Genomic DNA, 20,085 nt, shown 5'->3' with positions numbered 1-20,085 from the left:
TGGGAAACGTCCCCCCGGACGCAACCGCCGTGACGCCGGCTATTGATGAGCTAGTTTTCATGCAATCGCGTTGACAGAACCTGTCCGTGATCGCCCCACCGGTGATTGCGACATCTGTCGTGCGCCCCAGGATCCGATCCTTCCGAGGACATCCTGTGACACCCACCCCACTTCCCAATCCATTCATTCGGTATGAACGCCGCGATCCACGAAACCCATGCCGTTGATGCGGGCTTGCTCGGCAGCCTTCTGACCGACGATACCTTTTGGCCTGCCGAGACCCAATCACTTTCCGAAACCGGATTGAGTGACTCATTTATCGAAGGGTTGATCTTGAAATCCGTGTTGAGCGTCGGCACGCTCAGCGGACGCAGCCTGTCGGAGTTCATCGGTTTGCCCTTCAAGGTGGTCGATCCGCTGCTCGATGTGATGCGAACCCGCAAGATGATCGCGCACGTCCGTCCGGCGCCGTTCAACGACTACTATTATTCATTGACTGAACTGGGGCAGAATCGCGCCGCCGCTCAGATGAAGCAGTGCAGCTATGTCGGCCCTGCGCCCGTCCCGCTGTCGGATTATGTGCTCAGCGTCGAAGCCCAGTCGGCCGGTTTGGAACCGGTCACCCAAGACCAATTGCGTCAAGCGCTTTCGGGGATCTCCTACCAGCAAGACTTGCTGGACTTTATCGGGCCGGCGATCAACAGCAACACCGGACTGTTCCTGTTCGGCGAACCCGGTAACGGCAAAACCACCATCGCCCGCTGCTTGACACAATGTCTCGGCCAGGAGATCTGGATCCCGCACGCGATCCTGGATGACGGCAACCTGATCAAACTTCAAGACGACGCCTTTCATCGCCCCGCACCGGTGCCCGAAACCGCCGCCAAGATTTTGAAGGCTCAGGAATGGGACCGCCGCTGGTTGCGGATCCAACGACCGACGGTGATGGTCGGCGGCGAACTGGTGATGGAAAACTTGGAAGTCCGACACGACGCCCGTAGCAACATTTGCGAAGCGCCGTTGCAAATGAAGAGCAACTGCGGCTGTTTGTTGATCGATGACTTCGGGCGCCAACGCATCGCACCGGAAGAATTGCTCAATCGCTGGATCGTTCCGCTGGAAAATCGTTGCGATTTCTTGACCCTTCCCACGGGCAAGAAAATCCAAATGCCGTTCGAACAGATGTTGATCTTTTCGACCAACCTGGATCCGGGCGACCTGGTCGACGAAGCGTTTTTGCGTCGCGTGCCCTACAAAATTTTTGTCGGCGATCCGGGGCCGGATGAGTATCGGCAACTGATGAAAACGGTTGCCCGACAGATGGGTTTTCCGGAAACTCCCGAGGCGGCGGAATATCTGCTGTCGTTCTATCAGAAAAAATCTCGCAAGCCCCGGCGTTGCCATCCACGCGATCTGCTGAAACAAATCGAAGCCTTTTGCCGGTACCGACAACTGCCCTTGGGTATCCGCCCGGAATACCTGGAACGCGCTTGCCGCAGCTACTTTAGCGACCTGTAGCGGCCACCCGAATCCACCAGAGCTGAGTCCACCAGAGCAACGGAAGATGACAACTGTCAAATCGAAACGTATTCAAGCAGGTTACGAGCCGATCGAAGGTTACGTGCTGGAAAAACGGATCGGCCGTGGCGGGTACGGCGAAGTCTGGCGTGCGGTCGCTCCCGGTGGATTGAAGAAGGCGGTCAAGTTCGTTTTCGGACAACAGGACGAACGACGCGCCGAACAGGAACTGAAGTCGCTCGAACGGATCAAGAGTGTGCAGCACCCGTTCATTCTGACGCTGGAACGATTCGAACTGATCGAAAACCAATTGGTCATCGTGACGGAGTTGGCCGACGGATCCTTGGAGGACGTGTTCAAGCAACACCAGGGCCGCGGTTCCTGCGGCATCCCCCGCGACGTGTTGCTCGGTTACATGAAAGATGCCGCCGATGCACTGGATTATCTGCATCAACTCTACAAGCTTCAGCACCTGGATATCAAACCGGCCAACCTGCTGATCGTTGGCGGACGGGTCAAAGTCGCCGACTTCGGTTTGCTGAAAGATCTCGGTGACGTCGAATGCAGCATGGTCGGCGGGCTGACACCGATCTACGCGCCGCCGGAAGTCTTTGACGGACGCCCCAGCCTTCACAGTGACCAATACAGTCTGGCGGTGATGTACCAGGAATTGCTGACGAGCACGCGGCCGTTCAGCGGACGGACGATCGCGCAGCTGGCGACCCAGCATGTTCACAACGCGCCGAATCTGAAGCCGCTGCCGGCAAGCGATCGCCCCTGCGTGGCACGGGCACTGGAAAAGTCGCCCGAACGGCGTTTCGCCACCTGCACCGAATTCGTTGAAAAACTGCTGCGTCCCCACGCCGGACATACCGCCGCCGCGGACCACACCGTCGAAGCCGCGGCAACCGAACCGGCCGCCCACGCGGTCGAAAATCTGCCGCAACTCGACGGCACCGTCGGCTCGGCGAGCGATGTGCATCAATGCCAAGCCTTGGTGGTCGCCTTGGGCGGAACCGGTGCGGATTGTCTCAGCGAGTTGCGGTCGCGGATCTATGAATTCGGCGCCGGATCTCCCGTCGTCCTGCACAGCGTCCTGATCGATACCAACCCCGTCACCACGCAAACCGCGTTGATGGTCGACGGCACCGACGTGGTCCCGCGCTGCCGCGTCGTCGAAGCCCGACTGCGGACGCCCAACGAGTATCGTAACAGCGGGACGGAGCGATTAAAGACCATTTCGCGACGCTGGATCTACAACGTTCCACGAAACGGCCATACCGGTGGGATGCGGCCACTGGGGCGTCTGGCGTTGGTCGATCACGGCGAACAAGTGATGCAGACGTTGCGTGACGCGGTCAAAGCCTTGAACGTCGCCAGCGGCGACAACGCCCCACCCAAAATCTATGTCGTCGGCTCCTTGACCGGTGGGACCGGCAGCGGAATGTATCTCGACATCGTCTACTTGCTGCGTCATTTGCTCGACGAATCGGCGATGGAAAACGAGCCGATCTTGTCGTTTTTGACGACCAATCGATTCCAAGGCGATCCCTCGCGACCGCTCGCCCTGCACTCGACCAAATCCGCGATCCGAGAATTGGCGCACTTCTTGATGCCGGGCAACAGTTATCCCGGAGACGCCGGCGTGGGGTGGCCGAGTGTGCCCGCTGCGCGAACACCGTTGCACCACACCTATGTCATCGCCCAGTCCGATCGCCCCGGTGCCCCCTCGCCGCTGCACTCGGTCGTCGATTACCTGTGGGCCGATGCGAGCGATTGTGGCGAGCTGTTTGCCAGGGGACGACTCGAGGAAGACGATTCGCCATCGGGGCAGCGGACCATTCGGACCATGTGCGTCGCCCAAATCGGTGACCCCGGGGAACGACAACCGAGTCTGCTGGCGCCTCATGCGATTAAATTGCTGTTGCTGCGATGGCTGGGCAACCCGCGCGATGCAAAGCCCGCGGCGAAAGAGTTTTCATCACGTGTGTGGCGACGCTGCCGATTGGACGGCGACGCGCTGCGTAGTCAAACCGAACAATGGTTCGGCAACAACCGCCAAGAACGTCGTGGCAAACTGATGGAACGACTCGGCAGCCTGGACCCGTCGCTGCTCAAGAATCCCGCCGCCGTCAGGTCGCATCTGGTCAAATGGCTGACAGGTGTGATCGATCTGGACCAGACCGAGGTGCTGGCCGGACAGATCGTCGAACAGATCGAACGCGAAATCAACGCTCGAATCCAAGACACCAGACTCAACCTGTCGTCGACGATGACCGGGCTGAATGAAATCCGTCACGCGCTGACCGACCTCCAGCAGACACTGCTGCAGAAATCCGAAGACGGATTTCGCCAACTCGCCGACGAGGGCAAAGCGTCGGAGGGCCAACCGACGACTGTCGGTGCCCAGCCACCGCAACGGCCGATGGCGTCACTCCGCAGCGCCTGTGGCATCGGCGAACAATTGGTCGGAATCATCGCCTGCCGCGCCGCCGCATCGGTCGCGACGACGCTCGCGGAGAAACTGGCCGACCTCACCGAAACCTATGTCGACGCCTCGACCCGTCTCGCCCAGGCGATCGCCAATCTGGCCGACGATGACAGCCGAGCGGTTGACCAATGGTCGATGCTGCCCCCATCGATTCGCGACCAGTTGCCCGGCATCGTGGACCGACTCCACACCGCCAACGCCGTCAGTCAACTGTTCCGCATCATCCAAGCCCCGGTGAGCGTGACCGCGGACACGGTGGTCAACGAAATGTCGATCATCGCGGCCGGTCTGATCCGCGAGGGGATTGCGGCCTTGGGCGATTCGCAGACCTGCGACTCCCGGGCGTCTGAGTCACGCGGTTCGGACTGCCTGGACACCAAAACGTCGTCGATCGCAACGACCGATGAACTTATCCTCGGCAAGACCACCTGCTTCAATCCGCAATCCGATCCGGTCGCGATGACGCAGACCCATTCTTGGTCGTCTCCCAGCAAACCGCCCAGTCTGACCGCGGAGTCCGCGTTGGAAGCCGTTCGACCACCGCTGTTGGAATGTGGCGGCAAACAACGCATCTACCTGATCAGTCGCGATGCATCGGAACAGCGGACGTTGCAGTCGCAGCTCCCCAGCTCGAACGATGTGGCGCTGACCACTTTCCAGGCGCGGGCTGCAATGCCCATGCTCATCCATGAAGCGCGGGACATCAAACTCGACAATGTGCTCGCTTGGCTGGACGCCTTGACCGGTGACGACGGTCGCATCAGCGATCGTCTCGCTACACGATGCGATCTGGATTGGGGCTGAGGATCCGGTCGTTGCTTCGTGGATGGGAGCTCACGCCCGCGGCAGACGAATCGTGAACGCCGTCCCGACGCCCACCGTGCTCTCGACACGAATCTTGCCGCGATGCGCGTCGATGATCTCTTTACACGCAGCCAGTCCCAGCCCCGTGCCGCCTTTGCCCGATTCGTCGGGGCCCACTTTGGTCGAAAAGAACGGATCAAAAATCTGCGGCAGTGTCTCCGCAGGGATCCCCGACCCGCTGTCCCGGACGACCAATTCGACCCACTGGGGGTCCTCACTGTTGGCCAGCCGGATCAACAGGTTGCCACATTCGCCGATCGCCTGGCGGGCGTTGATCAAGAGATTCAGCAACACGCGTTGGATCTGATTGCCACTGACGATCGCCTTGGCCACTCCCGGCTCAATTTCGGTCGTCACCGACACCCGGTACTTGTTCATCTCGCGTTCGAGCAGGACCAGGGTGTCCAGGATCAGGCCGCCCAGGTCGGTCGGTTCGAACGATTCGCTGCGATTGCGTGCCTGGGCCAAGATCGTGCCGGTGATTTTTGAGGCACGTTCGGACGCTTCCAGGATTTTTCCGAGCGCCTTGTCGCGTGAAGCGTCGTCGCGATTGCGGATCCCGAGCCGGGCATAGTTGATGATCGTCATCAACACGTTGTTGAATTCGTGCGTCGCGGTGCTCGTCAATTCACCCAGGGTGGCCATCGACTGTGACTGCCGGAGCTGGGCTTTGAGGTGTTGGATGTACTGCTGCTCGTCACTCAACGGGGAACCACCGGCCAGCGCACCGGTGGAGACCGGTTTGCCGCTTGACGAGGGGTTTGACGTCGCAGGCGGCGTTGGGATGGCGTTGGGTGCGTTCATGATCCCCGGGTGGGTTGGCTGGCGATTGCATCGTGACTCCTTTGACCTATCGTCTGCCGCGGATGATTTGCTACACCCCGTCCTGGGCCGCAGGCAAAGCTTGCCAGTGCTGGTGACGGCCCGCACAATCGGAAAAGTTTCCGGAGAAAGAGATGCCAACCGTGCCCCAACAGTCCCACCCACGTTCTGTGACCGAATCTCCTAATATCGTCCAGCGATTGGCCCAAGCGATTGGCACCGCCAAAGAAATGGGCTTTGAAGTCCGCAAGATCGTGTTGGACGACCAAATGCCCGGCTGGTGTCAAATCGGCCCGAAAAAGATCCTGTTTCTCGACCTGACCGCATCCACCGGCGAACAACTGGAGCAGATCGACGAGATCATCGCGTCGTATTGCAACCAACGCGAAGCCCGCCGCGAAGGCCGACTCGCCGCGTAGATCCCGATATCGCTAAATCGAGATTTACGGGCGCCCGGTCGCTGACGCGAACCGGCCGATGTCGATTGATGATCAGACGTTTGGCGCGAGCCCAATGCCACCTATTCTGGACCCTATCGGGTGGCGCGGTCCCAAAAACCCGGTTTTGGCACGATTTTTGCGCCTGGCAGGTAAGTTTACACTTACTGCCTTTCTGACTGGGAATCGCCATGGTCGACCCGACGACACTCGGTGCCGATGAAGAGTCTCGCTTTGGCAAAGCCAAAGCGTTGCTGGCTGAGCTTCTTGAATTACCCAAACTACAACGGGTCTTTGAAGATCACGATTGTGCCAACGCGCGGATGGTCTATACGCAGGCCCCGACCCTCTGGCTACTCGTTTTACAACGGCTCGAAGGAGGCATCTCACTAACCGATGCCGTCGCAGATTTGCTCAAAAATCATACGGATATTTTGCCTGACAATCGAAGGGTTCAAGAGAATCGCCTTTCCGAAAACAATTCGGCCTACAACGCCGCCAGAAAAAGGATTCCGCTCGCTGTCGTGGAAGAGTTTTCCCATCGAATCTGCGATCACCTTGCTTCCCGCGCTCCCAAAGCCTTTCTCGATCGACGTGTATTCATTATCGATGGGACGACGATCACGCTTCCTCCGACCGAAGCACTTCAGAAAGCGTTCCCGCCGGCGTCCAACCAACACGGAGAGACGGTTTGGCCTATTGCGAGATTGCTGGTCGCAAATGAAATGCAGACCGGGTGCGCGTTGTTGCCGCAAGTCGATCCGATGTACGGAGCGGACAACAAAAGTGAACTTGAGCAAGCCAAGCCGATTATTGAACGACTCCCGAAACGCTCGATCGTTCTGGCTGATAGCGGTTTTGGGATTTTTAATGTCGCCCACCACTGCCAATTACATCATCAAGACTTCGTGCTGCGGCTGACCAAACAGCGATTCAGGTCGTACCGCAAGTCGGCTACGTTGGTCGACCAAGGGGACGGGTACAAGACGTTTCACTTGATTTGGCGGCCGACACCGAAGGACCGCCGAACCAATCTCGATCTTAGTAAAGACACGTCTATCGAAGTCTTTCTCCACCAAATTGAACTTGAAAATGGAGACACGCTGGAGATCGTGACGAGCCTTGAGACGGACGCTCACTCGGCCGCTGCCCTGTACGTTCGTCGCTACGATGTGGAGTTCGATATCCGCGATGTCAAAGTGACGATGGACACAGAAAACATTCGCGCCAAGAGTGTCGACACGGTGATGAAGGAGCTAATGGGATCGATCATCGCTTATAATCTTGTCGCTCAGCTACGCAAACAAGCAGCGAAATTGATTCGAGTTGACCCTCGCGAGCTCAGCTTCACGGGAGTTTGGACGACGTTCAAGCATCATCTGCTACGTGAAAAGCTTACGACCCTGGAGGAATGGAGGCTGGCTTATCACGGCGCTTTGGTGAGCGCAGCGGGCCGCAAACTTCCCAATCGAAAATTGCCTCGCAGCTACCCACGCATAGCCCACCCGCGGCGCCAAAAGACAACGAAATTCCAGAAGTCACTTCGAAGAAAAAAACAGCAGCCCGATGATATACCACCCGAATGACCACAAAGTAGGTGGCATTGGGCGCGAGCCTACGGGCCCAGCTCTGGTCAAAACCTTGTCGATTTAGTGGTATTGGCCTAGAGCCACAGTCGCGGCTTAGAGTCAGAGTCACAGCGGCCAGCGTGTGGGGGAGAACGACGGGCCCGGCGGAACGTCGCTTGCACCGCGCAGCGTGCGGCCTGATCGATACAATGTGGGGGCTTGGGCACTGGCATCACCTCTTTTTATCGATCTTTCAGGCGTAGCGGATGTTCTTTAGGCAAATGGGGATAGCAGCAGCCGGCGGGTTTTGTCGGCGGATGGGAATCGGATTGCGCGCCGGTGCCGATGTCCTGCGACTGCTCCAAGCCGAAACCAAATACGGTTCGCCACGACAGCGTGAAGCGATTTCGCATGTGTTGGAAAGTGTCAAAGCGGGCTTTCAGATCAGTGACGCGATGAAACAGCGTGGCAGTTTTTTTCCTCGCTTGATGGTGTCCATGACGCGTGTCGGGGAGAGCACGGGCACGTTAGAACGCACCTTCCTGACGTTGGCGACGCACTTCGAGCAACAGGTCACGCTCCGACGTCTGTTTCTGACCTCGATCGCGTGGCCGGTGATTCAGCTGGTGCTCGGATTGGGCGTCATCTCGATTGTGATCTACTTGATGGGAATCCTGACTCCGTCCACCGGAGGCCAGATGATGGACATCTTGGGATTCGGGCTTCGCGGTGGCAAAGGCGTGTTGATTTTTTGGGGCTACATCGCCTGTGTCGCCGCCATCCTGTGGTCGCTGTACTACGCCTATCGACAGAACTTCGCCGGCGTCCAGAACCTGGTTCCGCTGTTGTACATGGTTCCCAAATTTGGCCCTTCGCTTCAAACGATCACCCTGTCCCGATTCACCCGCACCCTCTCGCTCGCCCTCGGCGCCGGCTTGGATCCGATCCGCAGCGTCAAACTGAGCTTGGACAGTACCGACAGCGACTATTACCGTAGCGGCGGCGAAATGTTTGAGGCGGCGATCCGCGATCGGGGTGACACGCTCGCCGGCGGATTGCGAGCGACCGACTTGTTTCCCGATCCGTTTTTGCACCTGGTCGAAGTCGCCGAGATGTCGGGCACCGAAAGCGAATCCATCGACCACTTGGCGGTCGAGTACGAAGAGCGAGCCAGAATGGCGATGCGAACGCTTTCGGGCATCGCCACCGGCGTCATTTGGCTCACCGTCGCCGGCATTTTGATCTTTTTTATCTTCCGCTTTGCGTCGATGTACCTGGGCGCGATCAACGAAGCAGCGGGACTGAACTAAAACACCAAACGAAGGGTTGCTAGTGGGCGATGCCGCGACGTAACGCGTGGCTTTCGCCTGTTGGGGCCCGTGGGCTCGCGGCAAACGGCTGACCGCCTTCAACGTCCCGTCCGACGCCGGCAGGTGTCACTGACTGCCTTCGGGCCATTCGGCGGGGATCAACTGCACGCCGTGACGTCCCCTCGGTTCGGCGACCCGCAATGAATCGCGAACATAATCGTGACACTGAATGCACAGGTTCGTCATTTGCAAGTAGGTGAACGTCACACCCTGATGATTCTCTTGCTCGGCCAGCTCTTCGAGTTGAGTGCATTGACGACGAAACTCGGCACTGAAATGCTCGTACACCGTGTCCCGAGCCCTCGGCCATTCGGCCGCTTCGCTGATCAACTTCATCTCCTTCGCACCCCGGGCGATCGCCGGGAAATCTTTGCGAAGCAAACCCTCCAAAACGTGCTGCGATCGTTTCAACTTGGAACGCATCAGCACGCCTTCGGATCGTTCGATCGGCTGAACCACCGGATCGGCCCAGGTGAGCATGGCGAGCGGTATGCTGGCAAGAATCGCCAACAGGACGAATTTGAATCTCATTTCAAAGCCTGGTGCTGAAGCGCATCGCAGCCAAGCTTCCCGGCGGCGACACCACGGATCGAAGTCTCATGGACAAGCGACATCCATCATTCTTCAGTAGCAAAATCGTCGGGCACCGAAAACGGCAACACGCCGTCGAGAACCGATTTCACACAAATTCCCATCAGGGTGTGCAGCGACGCACACGGGAAGAGCGATGTGTTCAGACCGCGTGACGGACACACGGCGAAGGAAATCCCTCAACGTGGTGGCTTTCCCCGGTTCATGGTGAACCGCGTGTTAGCGTTCCCATGAGGAAAAGGTCAGCCGACAGCGGTCGACGGCTTTTTTGAATAACGTTTCATTGCAAATCACGTTGATTTGCGTTACCGGGAGTCGGCTAGGGTGACCGTCTTATTCGTCGATGATGAGCCGCAAGCGCTGCGCCAGCTGGAACGGCAGCTGATTGCGGAGGATGTCGATTGGGATTGCGATTTCGCGACCAGCGGCGAACAGGCGATTGAGATGTTGGCGACCGCCAAATATGACGCCGTGGTCACCGACATGCGAATGCCGGGGATGGATGGCGCGGCGCTGTTGAATTATGTCAGCAAGCACCATCCCAACACGGTGCGGATCGTGCTGTCCAAGCCATCGGATCGCGATGCCGTGCTTCGGTCGATCATGGCGATGCACCAGTTTTTGCCAAAACCGTGCGACGCATCAGAACTTCGCACGACGATTGACCGCGCCTGCGCGCTGCGTGACGTCTTGGTTTCCGATTCCTTGCAACGTTTGGTCGGTGGGCTTTCTCGATTGCCCAGTGTCCCGGCGGTCTATCGAGAACTGACCAACGCACTGCGTAACGAAGACGCCTCGATTTCGTCCATCGGCAAGATCGTCGCCAAGGACGCCGTGATGACGGCAAAGGTGCTGCAGCTGGTCAACTCGGCGATCTTCTGTTTAAGCCATCATATTTCCGACCCGATCAAAGCGGTTTCGTTGCTGGGTGCATCGACACTGAAGTCACTCGTTCTCGCGATCGGCATTTTCCAGGAATTCGAAGCACTCGGTGTGAACGGGTTTTCCGCCGAAGTGTTGATGCAACATTGCTTGCGAGTCTCCCGGATGACCAAGCTGATCGGCCGACGGGAACGACTCGATTCCCAGGCTCTCGAAGACGCCATCACCGCGGCCACGCTCCACGACATCGGCAAGCTCGTGCTGCATTCGATCGACCCCAAAACGTGTGCCCAAGCGGCATTGAAAGCGGAGATCGATGACATCCCGTTGTGGCGGGCCGAACGTCAGATCTTCGGCGCCGATCATGCCGCCATCGGTGCCCACCTGCTCAGCGTCTGGGGGCTGCCGCAAACGATTATCGAAATCGTCGCCTTGCATCACACGCCGACCAAAGCATACGAGATGTCGTTCTCGCCGCTGACCGCCGTCGTCGCGTCAAACTATCTCAGCCGGGCCGGCAGCCAGTTGCCGCTGCCCACGCCAGATGACGAGCTGGTCCGCTACTTCGAGATGGTCGTGTGTGGCGAAAAACTCGAATCGTGGCACAACCTGTGCTCCGACGTGGGCAAGCGAAACGACGAGTCGCGCAAAGCACCGCTCCCGCAAGACATCAGTCTCTAAACGGCTCACGGACGCGTCGCCGATTGCTCCGCCAGAAGTTGTCCCTCGACGTCGGCCGTTAATGCCGAGAGCGCGTGTTCGATCGATTCCCGATTGCCGAGTTCGGTTTGTCCATATCGGCAGCGTTCAAAGGCGTCGGTCAAGAACTGCAAATCGGGATAACGCTGTCCCACGCGTTGCAACAATTCACTCGGGGTTTCGTCTGCACGTCGTGTGACCCCGGCGCGTCCAAGTTGTTTCAGTGTTTCGGCGTAAAAAGGCAACCGGGGCTGCAGGGCGTGTGCCGCTCCGCGTGCCTTGCCGCGCCGTCGAAACTGCGGCCATCGCAACCGCAGCAACATGGCGAGCATCGCGATCACGGCGACGACGATGATGACGGAAATCGCCAAGGACTGCAGCGGCAAATCGATCTCCCCGCCCTCCAGTCGCCCGGCGCGGATCGCAGCCAATTTGTTTTTTAGATCGCTCCACAGACGTTGATACGAACTTCGAACGTCGTTCAGTCCGGTCGCTTGCACCAGATCATCGCGTTGGCGTTGCGCATCCATCTCGACGACGTAATCTTCCCAAACATTGTTCGCCAAGTTCAACAGTCCATCCACGCCCTCCGGATTTCCGTCGTCGAGCGCACTTTCGGCAGGTGTCGGGTCGAGTCGCATCCAATACCGGGGTGATCGTCGCTGACCGCCTAGACGTCGGGCCGCGAGATCGGTCAGGCGACCGTCCGCCGTGATCTGATCTCGTTCGATCAACGCTTCGACCCAGGCATGGGCGTGCAACTGCCTGGCGATGTAGTACTTGCCGATGTTGTTGTATTCCTCCGTCCGGTACCCCACGATGACGCGACAGGGAATCCCGGCGCTGCGGAGCATCAATGCCAGTGCCGAAGCGAAGTACTGGCAGTGACCCCGTCGATCGACCGACAGAAACTGCTCGACCGGATCAACACCGGGGATCGGTGTCGCGTCCAAGTTCAACGTGTAGGAAAACGCAGGATCGGTCTTTAAATATTGCTCCATCGCCACCGCTGCACGCGCCAGGCTGGGGGTGTCGCTAGTGATGTCGTCACTGATGCCGTCCAAGACCTCGCTCGCCAACCGGACCGCGGTCGGCACGCTGGCGCGATCGATTCGAAGCAAGTCGGTTTCGTAGTCCCGTTTCGGCCGCGGCGCGCGGCTGTTCAACCTCTGTTGCCGAGTCAGTTCGTAGGGCAAAATCACTCGCTCCGACTCCGACGCTTGAGCGATCCAGCGTGTCTGAATGCCATCGGAAAACGCGTGCGTGCCGAATTCGTAACTGATACGTGGATACGGCGGCGCGGAAGATTCGCGGGCCAGTGTCCAGCGATCGATCGCGTGAACCACGTCGATTGCGTCGCCGTCTTGATGGTAGGGAGCGATCGCAAACAGCGCCGGCCGGCTCATCGCTTCACACGTGATCTTGACATGCACACGGTCATACGGCGTGCGGTCGGATCTTCCGCGGGGGCGATCGGCGCTGGGAATGCGGCCGCGGCGACTGATCGAATTCTGGTCGGTTGAGACCCACTTGGCGATCGGCCGGTCCCTGGAGTAGTCGACTTCGTAGGACTCCAGCACTTTCCCCCGCAAATACAAACTGTCGTTGATCATGTAAGGTTCACCGCTGTCCTTGTCGGTCAACTTGACCCGCAACGCCGGGTCAGCGTTTTGCATCACCGGGCCCAATTGTTCCATTCGCACTTCATCATCAAATCCGACCATGGCGGGACCACGCGCGGTCGATCGTGATGGCTGGACACGACGCGGCAAGACGTAGAAAAATGCCGCCGCGATCACGATCACCGCCGGCGAAAGCACCAGCAGGGCGTAGCGTGACCAAGGCCCGGCCGCCCAATAAATCGAAATCACCGATTCCGGCGATGATGTGGCCACAATCGCGTTGCGCGGCGGCACGTCGTCACGGCCTCCAATGATGAACCGCACGAAACGTCCGAGTCTGGTTTTGGGAGGCTCGGGGACCGGTCGGTCCAAGGTCACATCGATGCTCTCCATCATCGTGACCAGCCCCAATAGGCTGAGCGCACTGGCGCCGACAATCGCGATCGGAATCATCCACACGCCGAAGCCGATTGCATCACTGAAGATCGCCGCGACAACCCACTCCAGCAAACAGAACACCGCCAACTGTTCCAAAATGCGCCGCGATTTGCGCTGCAGCATCAACACGCCTTGGACCAAGACCAACAACAACGCCACGGAGACCATTTGCGGTTCGCCCCGCTGTTGCAGCCCCCAGAAATCTTGCACGCAGTACACCGCGGCGCCGGCCATCGCCAAGTACGCCCCGATCGGCGGCAATTCGATCAAACGCAACCAATCGACGAACACGAATCCGACGACCGCAGAAAAAACAGCCAACAGGGCGATGCTCTCGGTGCCTTGACCGCCCGCCAACACCAACCCGCCGGCCGCGGATAACAACGCAAACTGAAATTCCAATCGCGTCCGTACCGACGGCACGGCCAGCAACTCGCCACGCAACGAATCGGGAAGATCCGCGGTGTCCCGCTCAGTCATGGACATACCCGGCCTCCTCCGTCTTGCCAGCGCTTACCATACGGTCCGCGTCGATGGCTAACAGCCGTCCCACCGGCGGCGAGCTGACGTCGATCCAAGCCAGCCGTGACCGTTGATCAAAGTACCGCCACACCGACAACGCCTGTTGGCCGGACTGATCCGACGATTGACACGCGTCTTTGAATCCTCGTGGGCTGACCACCACCAGATCGTAAGCCTGAAGCTGGGACGATCGATCGACGACCGCACGCACCAACGGATCGTCTTGCGACGCCTGAAGATGAACGGGGTTGGCAATGGCCAGACGCTCCAGCAACGCCGTGGCATCCGCGCCGATCGATGCATGGACGTTCGAACGCGGCGATGCGTCGGCGACAAAGGCGTCAGCGACCAGCAACGCCACCGAACTGGTCGGTGACGCCAGTTCATTGATCAGTGTCGCGGCGACTTCCAACACCTGCTCGACGACGCCGGGTGCCCCTGGGCGGTTGACCGCATCGACGACGAGACAGATTTGATGTCGGTTCCGCTGTTCGAATTGTCGCACGGCCGGTTCGCCGATCCGCGCCGTCGTCCGCCAGTGGATGTGTTTGATGTGATCGCCCGATTGCCAGGGACGCAACCCGAAGAACTCACCGTCTTCATTGCTTCCACCGGTCGACCGATGACCGTCCCCGCCCCGCCGTGGCGGCAACAGCGACTTCCACCCGCGACGCAACGTGATCAGCCGCGGGTAGACGTAGAGCGGTTCGACCGTCTCACGAGAAAGCCGTTCGCAACTCATCAGACAGAACGGAAACGTCGTGGAGACGACAACCGGCCCCAACTGGTATCGGCCGCGACGATGGAAGCGACACATCACCGACATGCCACGCGTCTGACCGGCCGGGACATGGCCCACACTGCCGATCAAGGGGACCGGTTGCCGGAGTTCTGATTCCTGTGGTCTTGGCAATGGATCGTCACTGGATTCGCCGGAACGGTCGGCATCGACGTCTGGCTGTGCGGTCACACGGTCTTCGATGCGCAAACACCAAAGCGGCAGCAACCGTCCCGCATTGTGGATCTCATAGCGGACCGCCATCGGTGTCTCGGCAAACACGCCGCTCACCTCATGCCGATGAAAACGCACCTGCCGAATCGCATGGCGTCCCTGCCGCCATTGCAACAGAACGATGCTGATCAGCAATCCCGCCAGCACCAGCAACAAATTGAATCCGCGCAGCGACCCGCCGATCATCGCGAACAAGGCGACGAACAAAAAATGGAATCCCAGACGCGTGATGCGGTAGCGGAACAGCGGTTTGGATCGACTTGACGCCATCAGTACCGTTGGAGGAGAGGTTTTTCTAAGGCTATAGTATCACGACCGGCCGATTTGCGTTCGCTCCCTTCCATTGTACCGCTCGTCCTGATGCCCTCTAGCGCCGATCAAAACGACTTCATTGTGATCGGCGCCGGCATTGTGGGGCTTGCGACCGCCTGGCGTCTGGTGCAGCGTTTCCCCGACTGTTCGGTCGTCGTCGTCGAATCGGAATCCGACGTCGCCGCTCACCAAAGCGGCCACAATTCGGGTGTCTTGCATTCCGGGATCTACTACAAACCGGGTTCCATTCGGGCGACGACCTGTCGCACCGGCAAAGCGGCGATGGAAGCATTTTGCGAGGAACACCAGATTCCTTGGGATCGCTGTGGCAAAGTCATCGTGGCCACCGATTCCGACGAATTGGAGTCGATGGAAAAAATCGCCGCCCGCGGTACCGAGAATGGCATCGTTTACGAACGTCTTGATAGCGATCAATTGCGCGAGCTGGAACCCAATGCGGCCGGTATCGCGGCCCTGCACGTGCCCGAAACCGGGATCGTGAACTACGCGACGGTGTGCAAGAGACTGGCCCGCTGTATCCAAGACGCCGGCGGGCGGATCGTGTTCGGATCCGAAATCGTGGCGGTCGATGCCCGGGCCCAATCGATTCGTCTGACCGCCGCGTGCGGCCAGGTCTTCCACGCCGCGATGATGATCAACTGCGGCGGATTGCAGTGTGATCGAATTGCAACCTTGTCCGGCGTTTCGCCGGAAATTCGAATCGTCCCGTTCCGCGGCGAATACTATGAATTGGCGCCTGGCCGCGAAACACTGGTTCGAAACCTGATCTATCCCGTCCCCGATCCATCGTTCCCTTTCTTGGGCGTGCACTTCACGCGGATGATCGACGGGGGTGTGGAGTGTGGCCCCAATGCCGTGCTGGCGTTCTCGCGCGCGGGTTATGATTGGAAAACCATTCGGCTGACGGACCTGGCGCAAACCCTTCGATTCGGCGGGTTTCGAAAACTGGCGCTGCGACATTGGAAAACCGGGCTGGGAGAAATGCACCGTTCGCTCAGCAAAGCGGCCTTTGTCACCGCGCTGCAAAAGTTGATGCCCTGTTTGACCGCGTCCGATCTAGTCCGGGGCCGCGCCGGTGTGCGTGCCCAGGCGGTCTCGCGTGACGGGGAATTGGTGGACGATTTTCTGTTTCAGCGAAGTGACGCGGCCGTGCATGTCTTGAACGCACCGTCGCCCGCGGCGACGGCATCGTTGGCGATCGCCCAAACCATCGTTGACCAGGTCGAGCGCTGAAGCGTGAACGCAATGATGCCCAACGATCGGCCGGCCGCCTCATCGATCCATTGCCGTGACGTCACGGTCCAATTCGCTCCGTCCTCGGTCGCGGTCGATCGTGTGGAGTTGACGGTCCAGAGCGGGGAAATTGTTTCACTGATCGGCCCCAGCGGTTGCGGCAAGACGACGCTGCTTCGCGCGATCGCAGGACTGCAACCGATGAACCAAGGCCGAGTCGAACTCGATCCGGTCGCCATCGCCAGCGAAGGACAGATCGGCTTCGTCTTTCAACAACCCGCACTGCTGCCGTGGGCGAGCACGCTGCAAAACGTCCTGTTGCCGCTGGAACTGATCGGCCGGGGCACCAGCCGACTGCGACGTGAGGCCGCCGAACATGCGCTGGAGTCGGTGAAACTGGCCGACGCCCGGGACAAGCGACCGCACGAACTTTCCGGCGGCATGCAGATGCGGGCGTCGATCGCGCGCGCCCTGGTGACCGGCCCCAGCATCTTGCTGTTGGACGAACCCTTTGCCGCCCTGGACGACATGCTCCGTAACGAGCTGGGCCGGTTGCTGCTGTCGCTTTGGCAGCAGCAACAATTCACCGCCGTGATGGTCACCCACAACATCAGCGAGTCGATTTTGCTTTCGCATCGAATCGCCATCATGCGCGACGGCGTCTTGGAATCGGTGATCGACAATCCGATCGCCTGGCCGCGCAGCCCGTCACAGATGCGAACGCCCGAGTTCGCTCAGTTCTTCGGCGTCGTCAGCGATTTGCTACGCGGCCCCTCGTCCGCGACCGTTGGAGCGCAGGAGGACACGTCATGAGCGGTGCCGCAAAACGTTCTCTGACAACCCAAGTCTCCGATGCGGCACGCCATTGGGGACCCGCGCTATGGGTCGCCGTGATCGCCGTCGCGATTTGGCAGCTGGTCGCTTGGGGATTCGACATGCCGTCGGCGCTGTTGCCCAAGCCGGCGGAGGTTTGGAGGGCGGCGGCGGAGAACCGAATGGAATTGTTGAAGGCCTTGTATGCGACCGGATTGGCGGCGGCAGCCGGCTTGTTGGCGGCCATCGGGCTGGGATCGCTGATCAGCGTTGCGTTTTCGCAGTCGCGGCGTGTCCGACTGGCGTTCTTTCCCTACGTGATCTTCCTGCAAACCGTGCCGATTGTCGCGATCGCCCCGCTGTTGATCATCTGGAGCGGATACCAGTTTCGCACCGTGGTCATTGTGACGGTCATCGTGTGTCTGTTCCCGATCGTCAATAGCGTGACGGCAGGACTGATGGCGATCGATCGTCAATGGTCGGATCTGTTTTCGCTGTACGGGGCTGGGCGGGCAAAAAAGTTGGCGCGATTACAGATCCCCGCCGCCGTGCCCTACCTGGTGTTGGGGGCGAAGACGAGCAGCGGGTTGGCGGTGATCGGCGCGATCGTGGCGGAGTTTTTTGTCGGCAATGGCACCGATTACGACGGCTTGGGGACGCTGATGACGCACTGGCAAGGCTTCGTCAAAACCGACGCCCTGATCGCCGCCGTGTTCACCTCGACGCTGTTGGGACTGTTTCTCTTCGGACTGGTCCACGGGACCTCGCGTACCCTGCTGCGACGCTGGATGGACGCGACTTAAGGCGTTCGGCGAAAGTCGCAAGCGGTCACCCTTCCCGCCGATCGGCCCTAACGTCCGTGTGTAACACACGCCCCGGCGTCGGCCACTGAGGCAGTAGAGACACCACCTCCAAAACATCCGTCGGTGTCCGCCACCGCCCGCACGAAAGACAATCGCTTCGCGCAGGCGGTTGGTCCAACCTCTGCGAGTTTGAGATAGTTGTTTCGTTGCTTCGGACGACGAACAAGCGGGGGTAGGAAAATTTTGGAGGTAAGGAAATTGTCGACAACCATGGATTGCAGCCGTAATTCATTTTCTTACCTCCGAAATCTTCTTGCCTTTTTCCAGCGGCCGATTCGGGATGAGTGGCAAAACAATTCCAGATAGTAATCGTCTTGCCCCGCATCGTTTTGCCCCCTGCTCGTTCTCGATTTTCACTCCATCGGACAAATCGATGCCCGAATTCAGAATCAGCACGCCGGCGTAGAGGTTGCATCGACCGCTGCGCCCTACAAATCAGCCCTCAGCGCGGCGGTCAGATTCACCGCCGCGGCGAAACGAACGACTGAAAATGGATCCCTCGCGCCAGAAGTTCCCTTTCAGTGCCGCTTTCACCGGTGCCCAACACGCCAAGCACCTGGCCTCCGTAAACCAACAGAGGTGAGCGGGATTTACTGATCGGGCGCGTGGCAAGAATGACGACATTTCGTTTCTTGCGCAACGGATTTTCGTGATTTCCGAAATATCGTGCCGTCGGCCGCGACCGTGGAAATGGCCGTAACTCCTTTTGCACAAGTCCCTTAAGAAAGACTGCCTCAATTGGCATTGAACGTGCCTTTTGGAATGTCAACGATCGGCGAACGTCGCTGACCAACCGAACCACTTTCAGAAGTCGAGTTGAACGATGTCCAGAATCCCAACCATCGATCTCAAACAAGCAACGGGCAACATGTTGAGTCTATCAAGGCCAGTTCTTTCCCCTGTCGAAATGTTCGGGCACAGGATACGCAACCGGTTGGCAGTCGCTCCGATGACACGCGTAAGTGCCAGCGGCGATGGGTTCGCGACGGATCGCATGAAAGATTACTACCGCGAGTATGCTCGCGGTGGTTTTGCGATCGTCATCACGGAGGGGGTCTACACGGACGAGGATGCCAGCCAGGGCTACGACCGTCAGCCTGGTATTGCGAATCGGCGGCAAGCCAACTCCTGGGCGCCGATCGCCACCGCGATCTCCGATCACGGGAGCTTGGCCATCATGCAACTGATGCACGCTGGCGCATTGTCGCAAAGGCAAGAAGCAGCTCGCATCATCGCACCGTCCGCTGTTCCGCCGCTCGGCGAAATGATGCCAGCATACGGAGGCAGCGGTCCCTATCGCTTGCCTTCGGCCATGACGAAGACGGACCTCGCTCAGGTTCGCAAGGGGTTTGTCACAGCGGCAAGACGCGCACGAGACGCCGGATTCCACGGCGTCGAAATCCACGCTGCGAACGGTTATCTGCTTGATCAGTTCATTACCGAATACACGAATCGCCGGGATGACGAGTACGGCGGGTCGGTGTCGGCGCGAATTCGGTATCCGGCAGAGATCGTTGCCGCGGTGCGCGATACATCCCCCGATGACTTTGTGGTTGGAGTCCGCGTTTCGGAGGCTAAAGTCAACGACTTTAACTACCGCTGGGGTGGAAAGTCCGAAGCCGAGACGATTTTCGTAGCACTCGCTGAGGCCGGAGCGAGCTACATCCATGTGGCCGGCGAAGGCCGCGGTTTCCGCGAGTCGAGTTCAGACAAGCGAGAGCCGCTTTCTACTGTGGCTCGCGGGATTACCGGATTGCCAGTGATCGCCAACGGTGGGCTGTATGATCCGGATCTCGCTGATGACGTGATCCTCGACGAACATGCTGACTTGATTGCGCTCGGACGCGCCGCACTGGCGACGCCAGATTGGCCTCGAAGGATTGCCAATGGTGAACGGGTCGTCGCATTCGAGAATGAGATGATTTCGCCAAGTGCATCGATCCAAAACACCGACGCGTGGTTCGCTCGGAAACTCGTACATGGCGTGCCTGGCTAACTCGTCAAATA

General features: G+C 59.2%; 14 protein-coding genes. 10 read left to right on the top strand and 4 right to left on the bottom strand.

Annotation, left to right across the window (positions count from 1 at the left end):
• Positions 1-192: 192 nt before the first annotated feature.
• Positions 193-1,518, top strand: a complete 1,326-nt coding sequence (locus tag TBK1r_RS17160) for an ATP-binding protein (RefSeq protein WP_145213076.1) — start codon at positions 193-195, stop codon at positions 1,516-1,518.
• 46 nt (positions 1,519-1,564) lie between these two features.
• Positions 1,565-4,813, top strand: a complete 3,249-nt coding sequence (locus TBK1r_RS17155) for a protein kinase domain-containing protein (protein WP_145213073.1) — start codon at positions 1,565-1,567, stop codon at positions 4,811-4,813.
• 30 nt (positions 4,814-4,843) lie between these two features.
• Here TBK1r_RS17155 and TBK1r_RS17150 read toward each other — a convergent pair whose 3' ends face one another.
• A complete protein-coding gene (locus tag TBK1r_RS17150) occupies positions 4,844-5,677 on the bottom strand; it encodes a sensor histidine kinase (protein WP_145213070.1) in 834 nt (277 codons plus the stop codon).
• Between the two features lie 161 nt (positions 5,678-5,838).
• On the opposite strand from TBK1r_RS17150, the gene TBK1r_RS17145 reads away from it, so the two are divergent.
• From TBK1r_RS17145 to TBK1r_RS17135, 3 genes are all read left to right on the top strand, one after another.
• Positions 5,839-6,114: a hypothetical protein gene (locus tag TBK1r_RS17145; RefSeq protein WP_145213067.1), complete on the top strand. Its 276-nt coding sequence runs from the start codon at positions 5,839-5,841 to the stop codon at positions 6,112-6,114.
• A 209-nt stretch (positions 6,115-6,323) separates the two neighbouring features.
• Positions 6,324-7,718 carry an IS4 family transposase gene (locus tag TBK1r_RS17140; protein WP_145207138.1) on the top strand — a complete coding sequence of 465 codons (1,395 nt, stop codon included), beginning with the start codon at positions 6,324-6,326 and terminating at the stop codon, positions 7,716-7,718.
• 248 nt (positions 7,719-7,966) lie between these two features.
• Entirely contained in the window at positions 7,967-9,010 is a 1,044-nt protein-coding gene (locus TBK1r_RS17135) for a type II secretion system F family protein (RefSeq protein ID WP_145213064.1), read from the top strand.
• A gap of 126 nt (positions 9,011-9,136) precedes the next feature.
• Here TBK1r_RS17135 and TBK1r_RS17130 read toward each other — a convergent pair whose 3' ends face one another.
• Positions 9,137-9,601, bottom strand: a complete 465-nt coding sequence (locus TBK1r_RS17130) for a hypothetical protein (protein ID WP_145213061.1) — start codon at positions 9,599-9,601, stop codon at positions 9,137-9,139.
• A gap of 384 nt (positions 9,602-9,985) precedes the next feature.
• Between TBK1r_RS17130 and TBK1r_RS17125 the strand changes: the two genes are divergently transcribed.
• The gene (locus tag TBK1r_RS17125) at positions 9,986-11,224 is read left to right on the top strand and encodes a response regulator (RefSeq protein ID WP_145213058.1); all 1,239 of its coding nucleotides are present in this window, start codon (positions 9,986-9,988) and stop codon (positions 11,222-11,224) included.
• 5 nt (positions 11,225-11,229) lie between these two features.
• Here TBK1r_RS17125 and TBK1r_RS17120 read toward each other — a convergent pair whose 3' ends face one another.
• Together TBK1r_RS17120 and TBK1r_RS17115 are read right to left on the bottom strand one after the other, a co-directional pair.
• A complete protein-coding gene (locus TBK1r_RS17120; protein WP_145213055.1) occupies positions 11,230-13,788 on the bottom strand; it encodes a transglutaminase TgpA family protein in 2,559 nt (852 codons plus the stop codon).
• Positions 13,775-15,106, bottom strand: coding sequence for a DUF58 domain-containing protein (locus TBK1r_RS17115; RefSeq protein WP_145213052.1), 1,332 nt, complete (start codon positions 15,104-15,106; stop codon positions 13,775-13,777). Before TBK1r_RS17115 ends, TBK1r_RS17120 begins: the two co-directional genes overlap by 14 nt.
• A 90-nt stretch (positions 15,107-15,196) precedes the next feature.
• On the opposite strand from TBK1r_RS17115, the gene lhgO reads away from it, so the two are divergent.
• The 4 genes from lhgO to TBK1r_RS17095 all read left to right on the top strand — a co-directional run bounded on the left by lhgO (position 15,197) and on the right by TBK1r_RS17095 (position 20,074).
• On the top strand, positions 15,197-16,402 hold the full coding sequence (gene lhgO, locus TBK1r_RS17110; protein WP_145213049.1) for an L-2-hydroxyglutarate oxidase: 1,206 nt from the start codon (positions 15,197-15,199) through the stop codon (positions 16,400-16,402).
• 12 nt (positions 16,403-16,414) lie between these two features.
• Complete coding sequence (locus tag TBK1r_RS17105; RefSeq protein ID WP_419581443.1) at positions 16,415-17,215, top strand: ABC transporter ATP-binding protein; 801 nt, start codon at positions 16,415-16,417, stop codon at positions 17,213-17,215.
• The gene (locus tag TBK1r_RS17100) at positions 17,212-18,018 is read left to right on the top strand and encodes an ABC transporter permease (protein ID WP_145213043.1); all 807 of its coding nucleotides are present in this window, start codon (positions 17,212-17,214) and stop codon (positions 18,016-18,018) included. The genes TBK1r_RS17105 and TBK1r_RS17100 overlap by 4 nt, the downstream gene beginning before the upstream one ends.
• An 883-nt stretch (positions 18,019-18,901) precedes the next feature.
• Positions 18,902-20,074 carry an oxidoreductase gene (locus tag TBK1r_RS17095; protein WP_419581442.1) on the top strand — a complete coding sequence of 391 codons (1,173 nt, stop codon included), beginning with the start codon at positions 18,902-18,904 and terminating at the stop codon, positions 20,072-20,074.
• The last annotated feature ends 11 nt before the right edge of the window (positions 20,075-20,085 follow it).

Source organism: Stieleria magnilauensis, assembly GCA_007753675.1.
In the GTDB taxonomy this organism is placed as follows: domain Bacteria; phylum Planctomycetota; class Planctomycetia; order Pirellulales; family Pirellulaceae; genus Stieleria; species Stieleria magnilauensis.
Note: the sequence above shows the minus strand (reverse complement) of the source record. Positions and strands in the feature narration are given on the sequence as shown.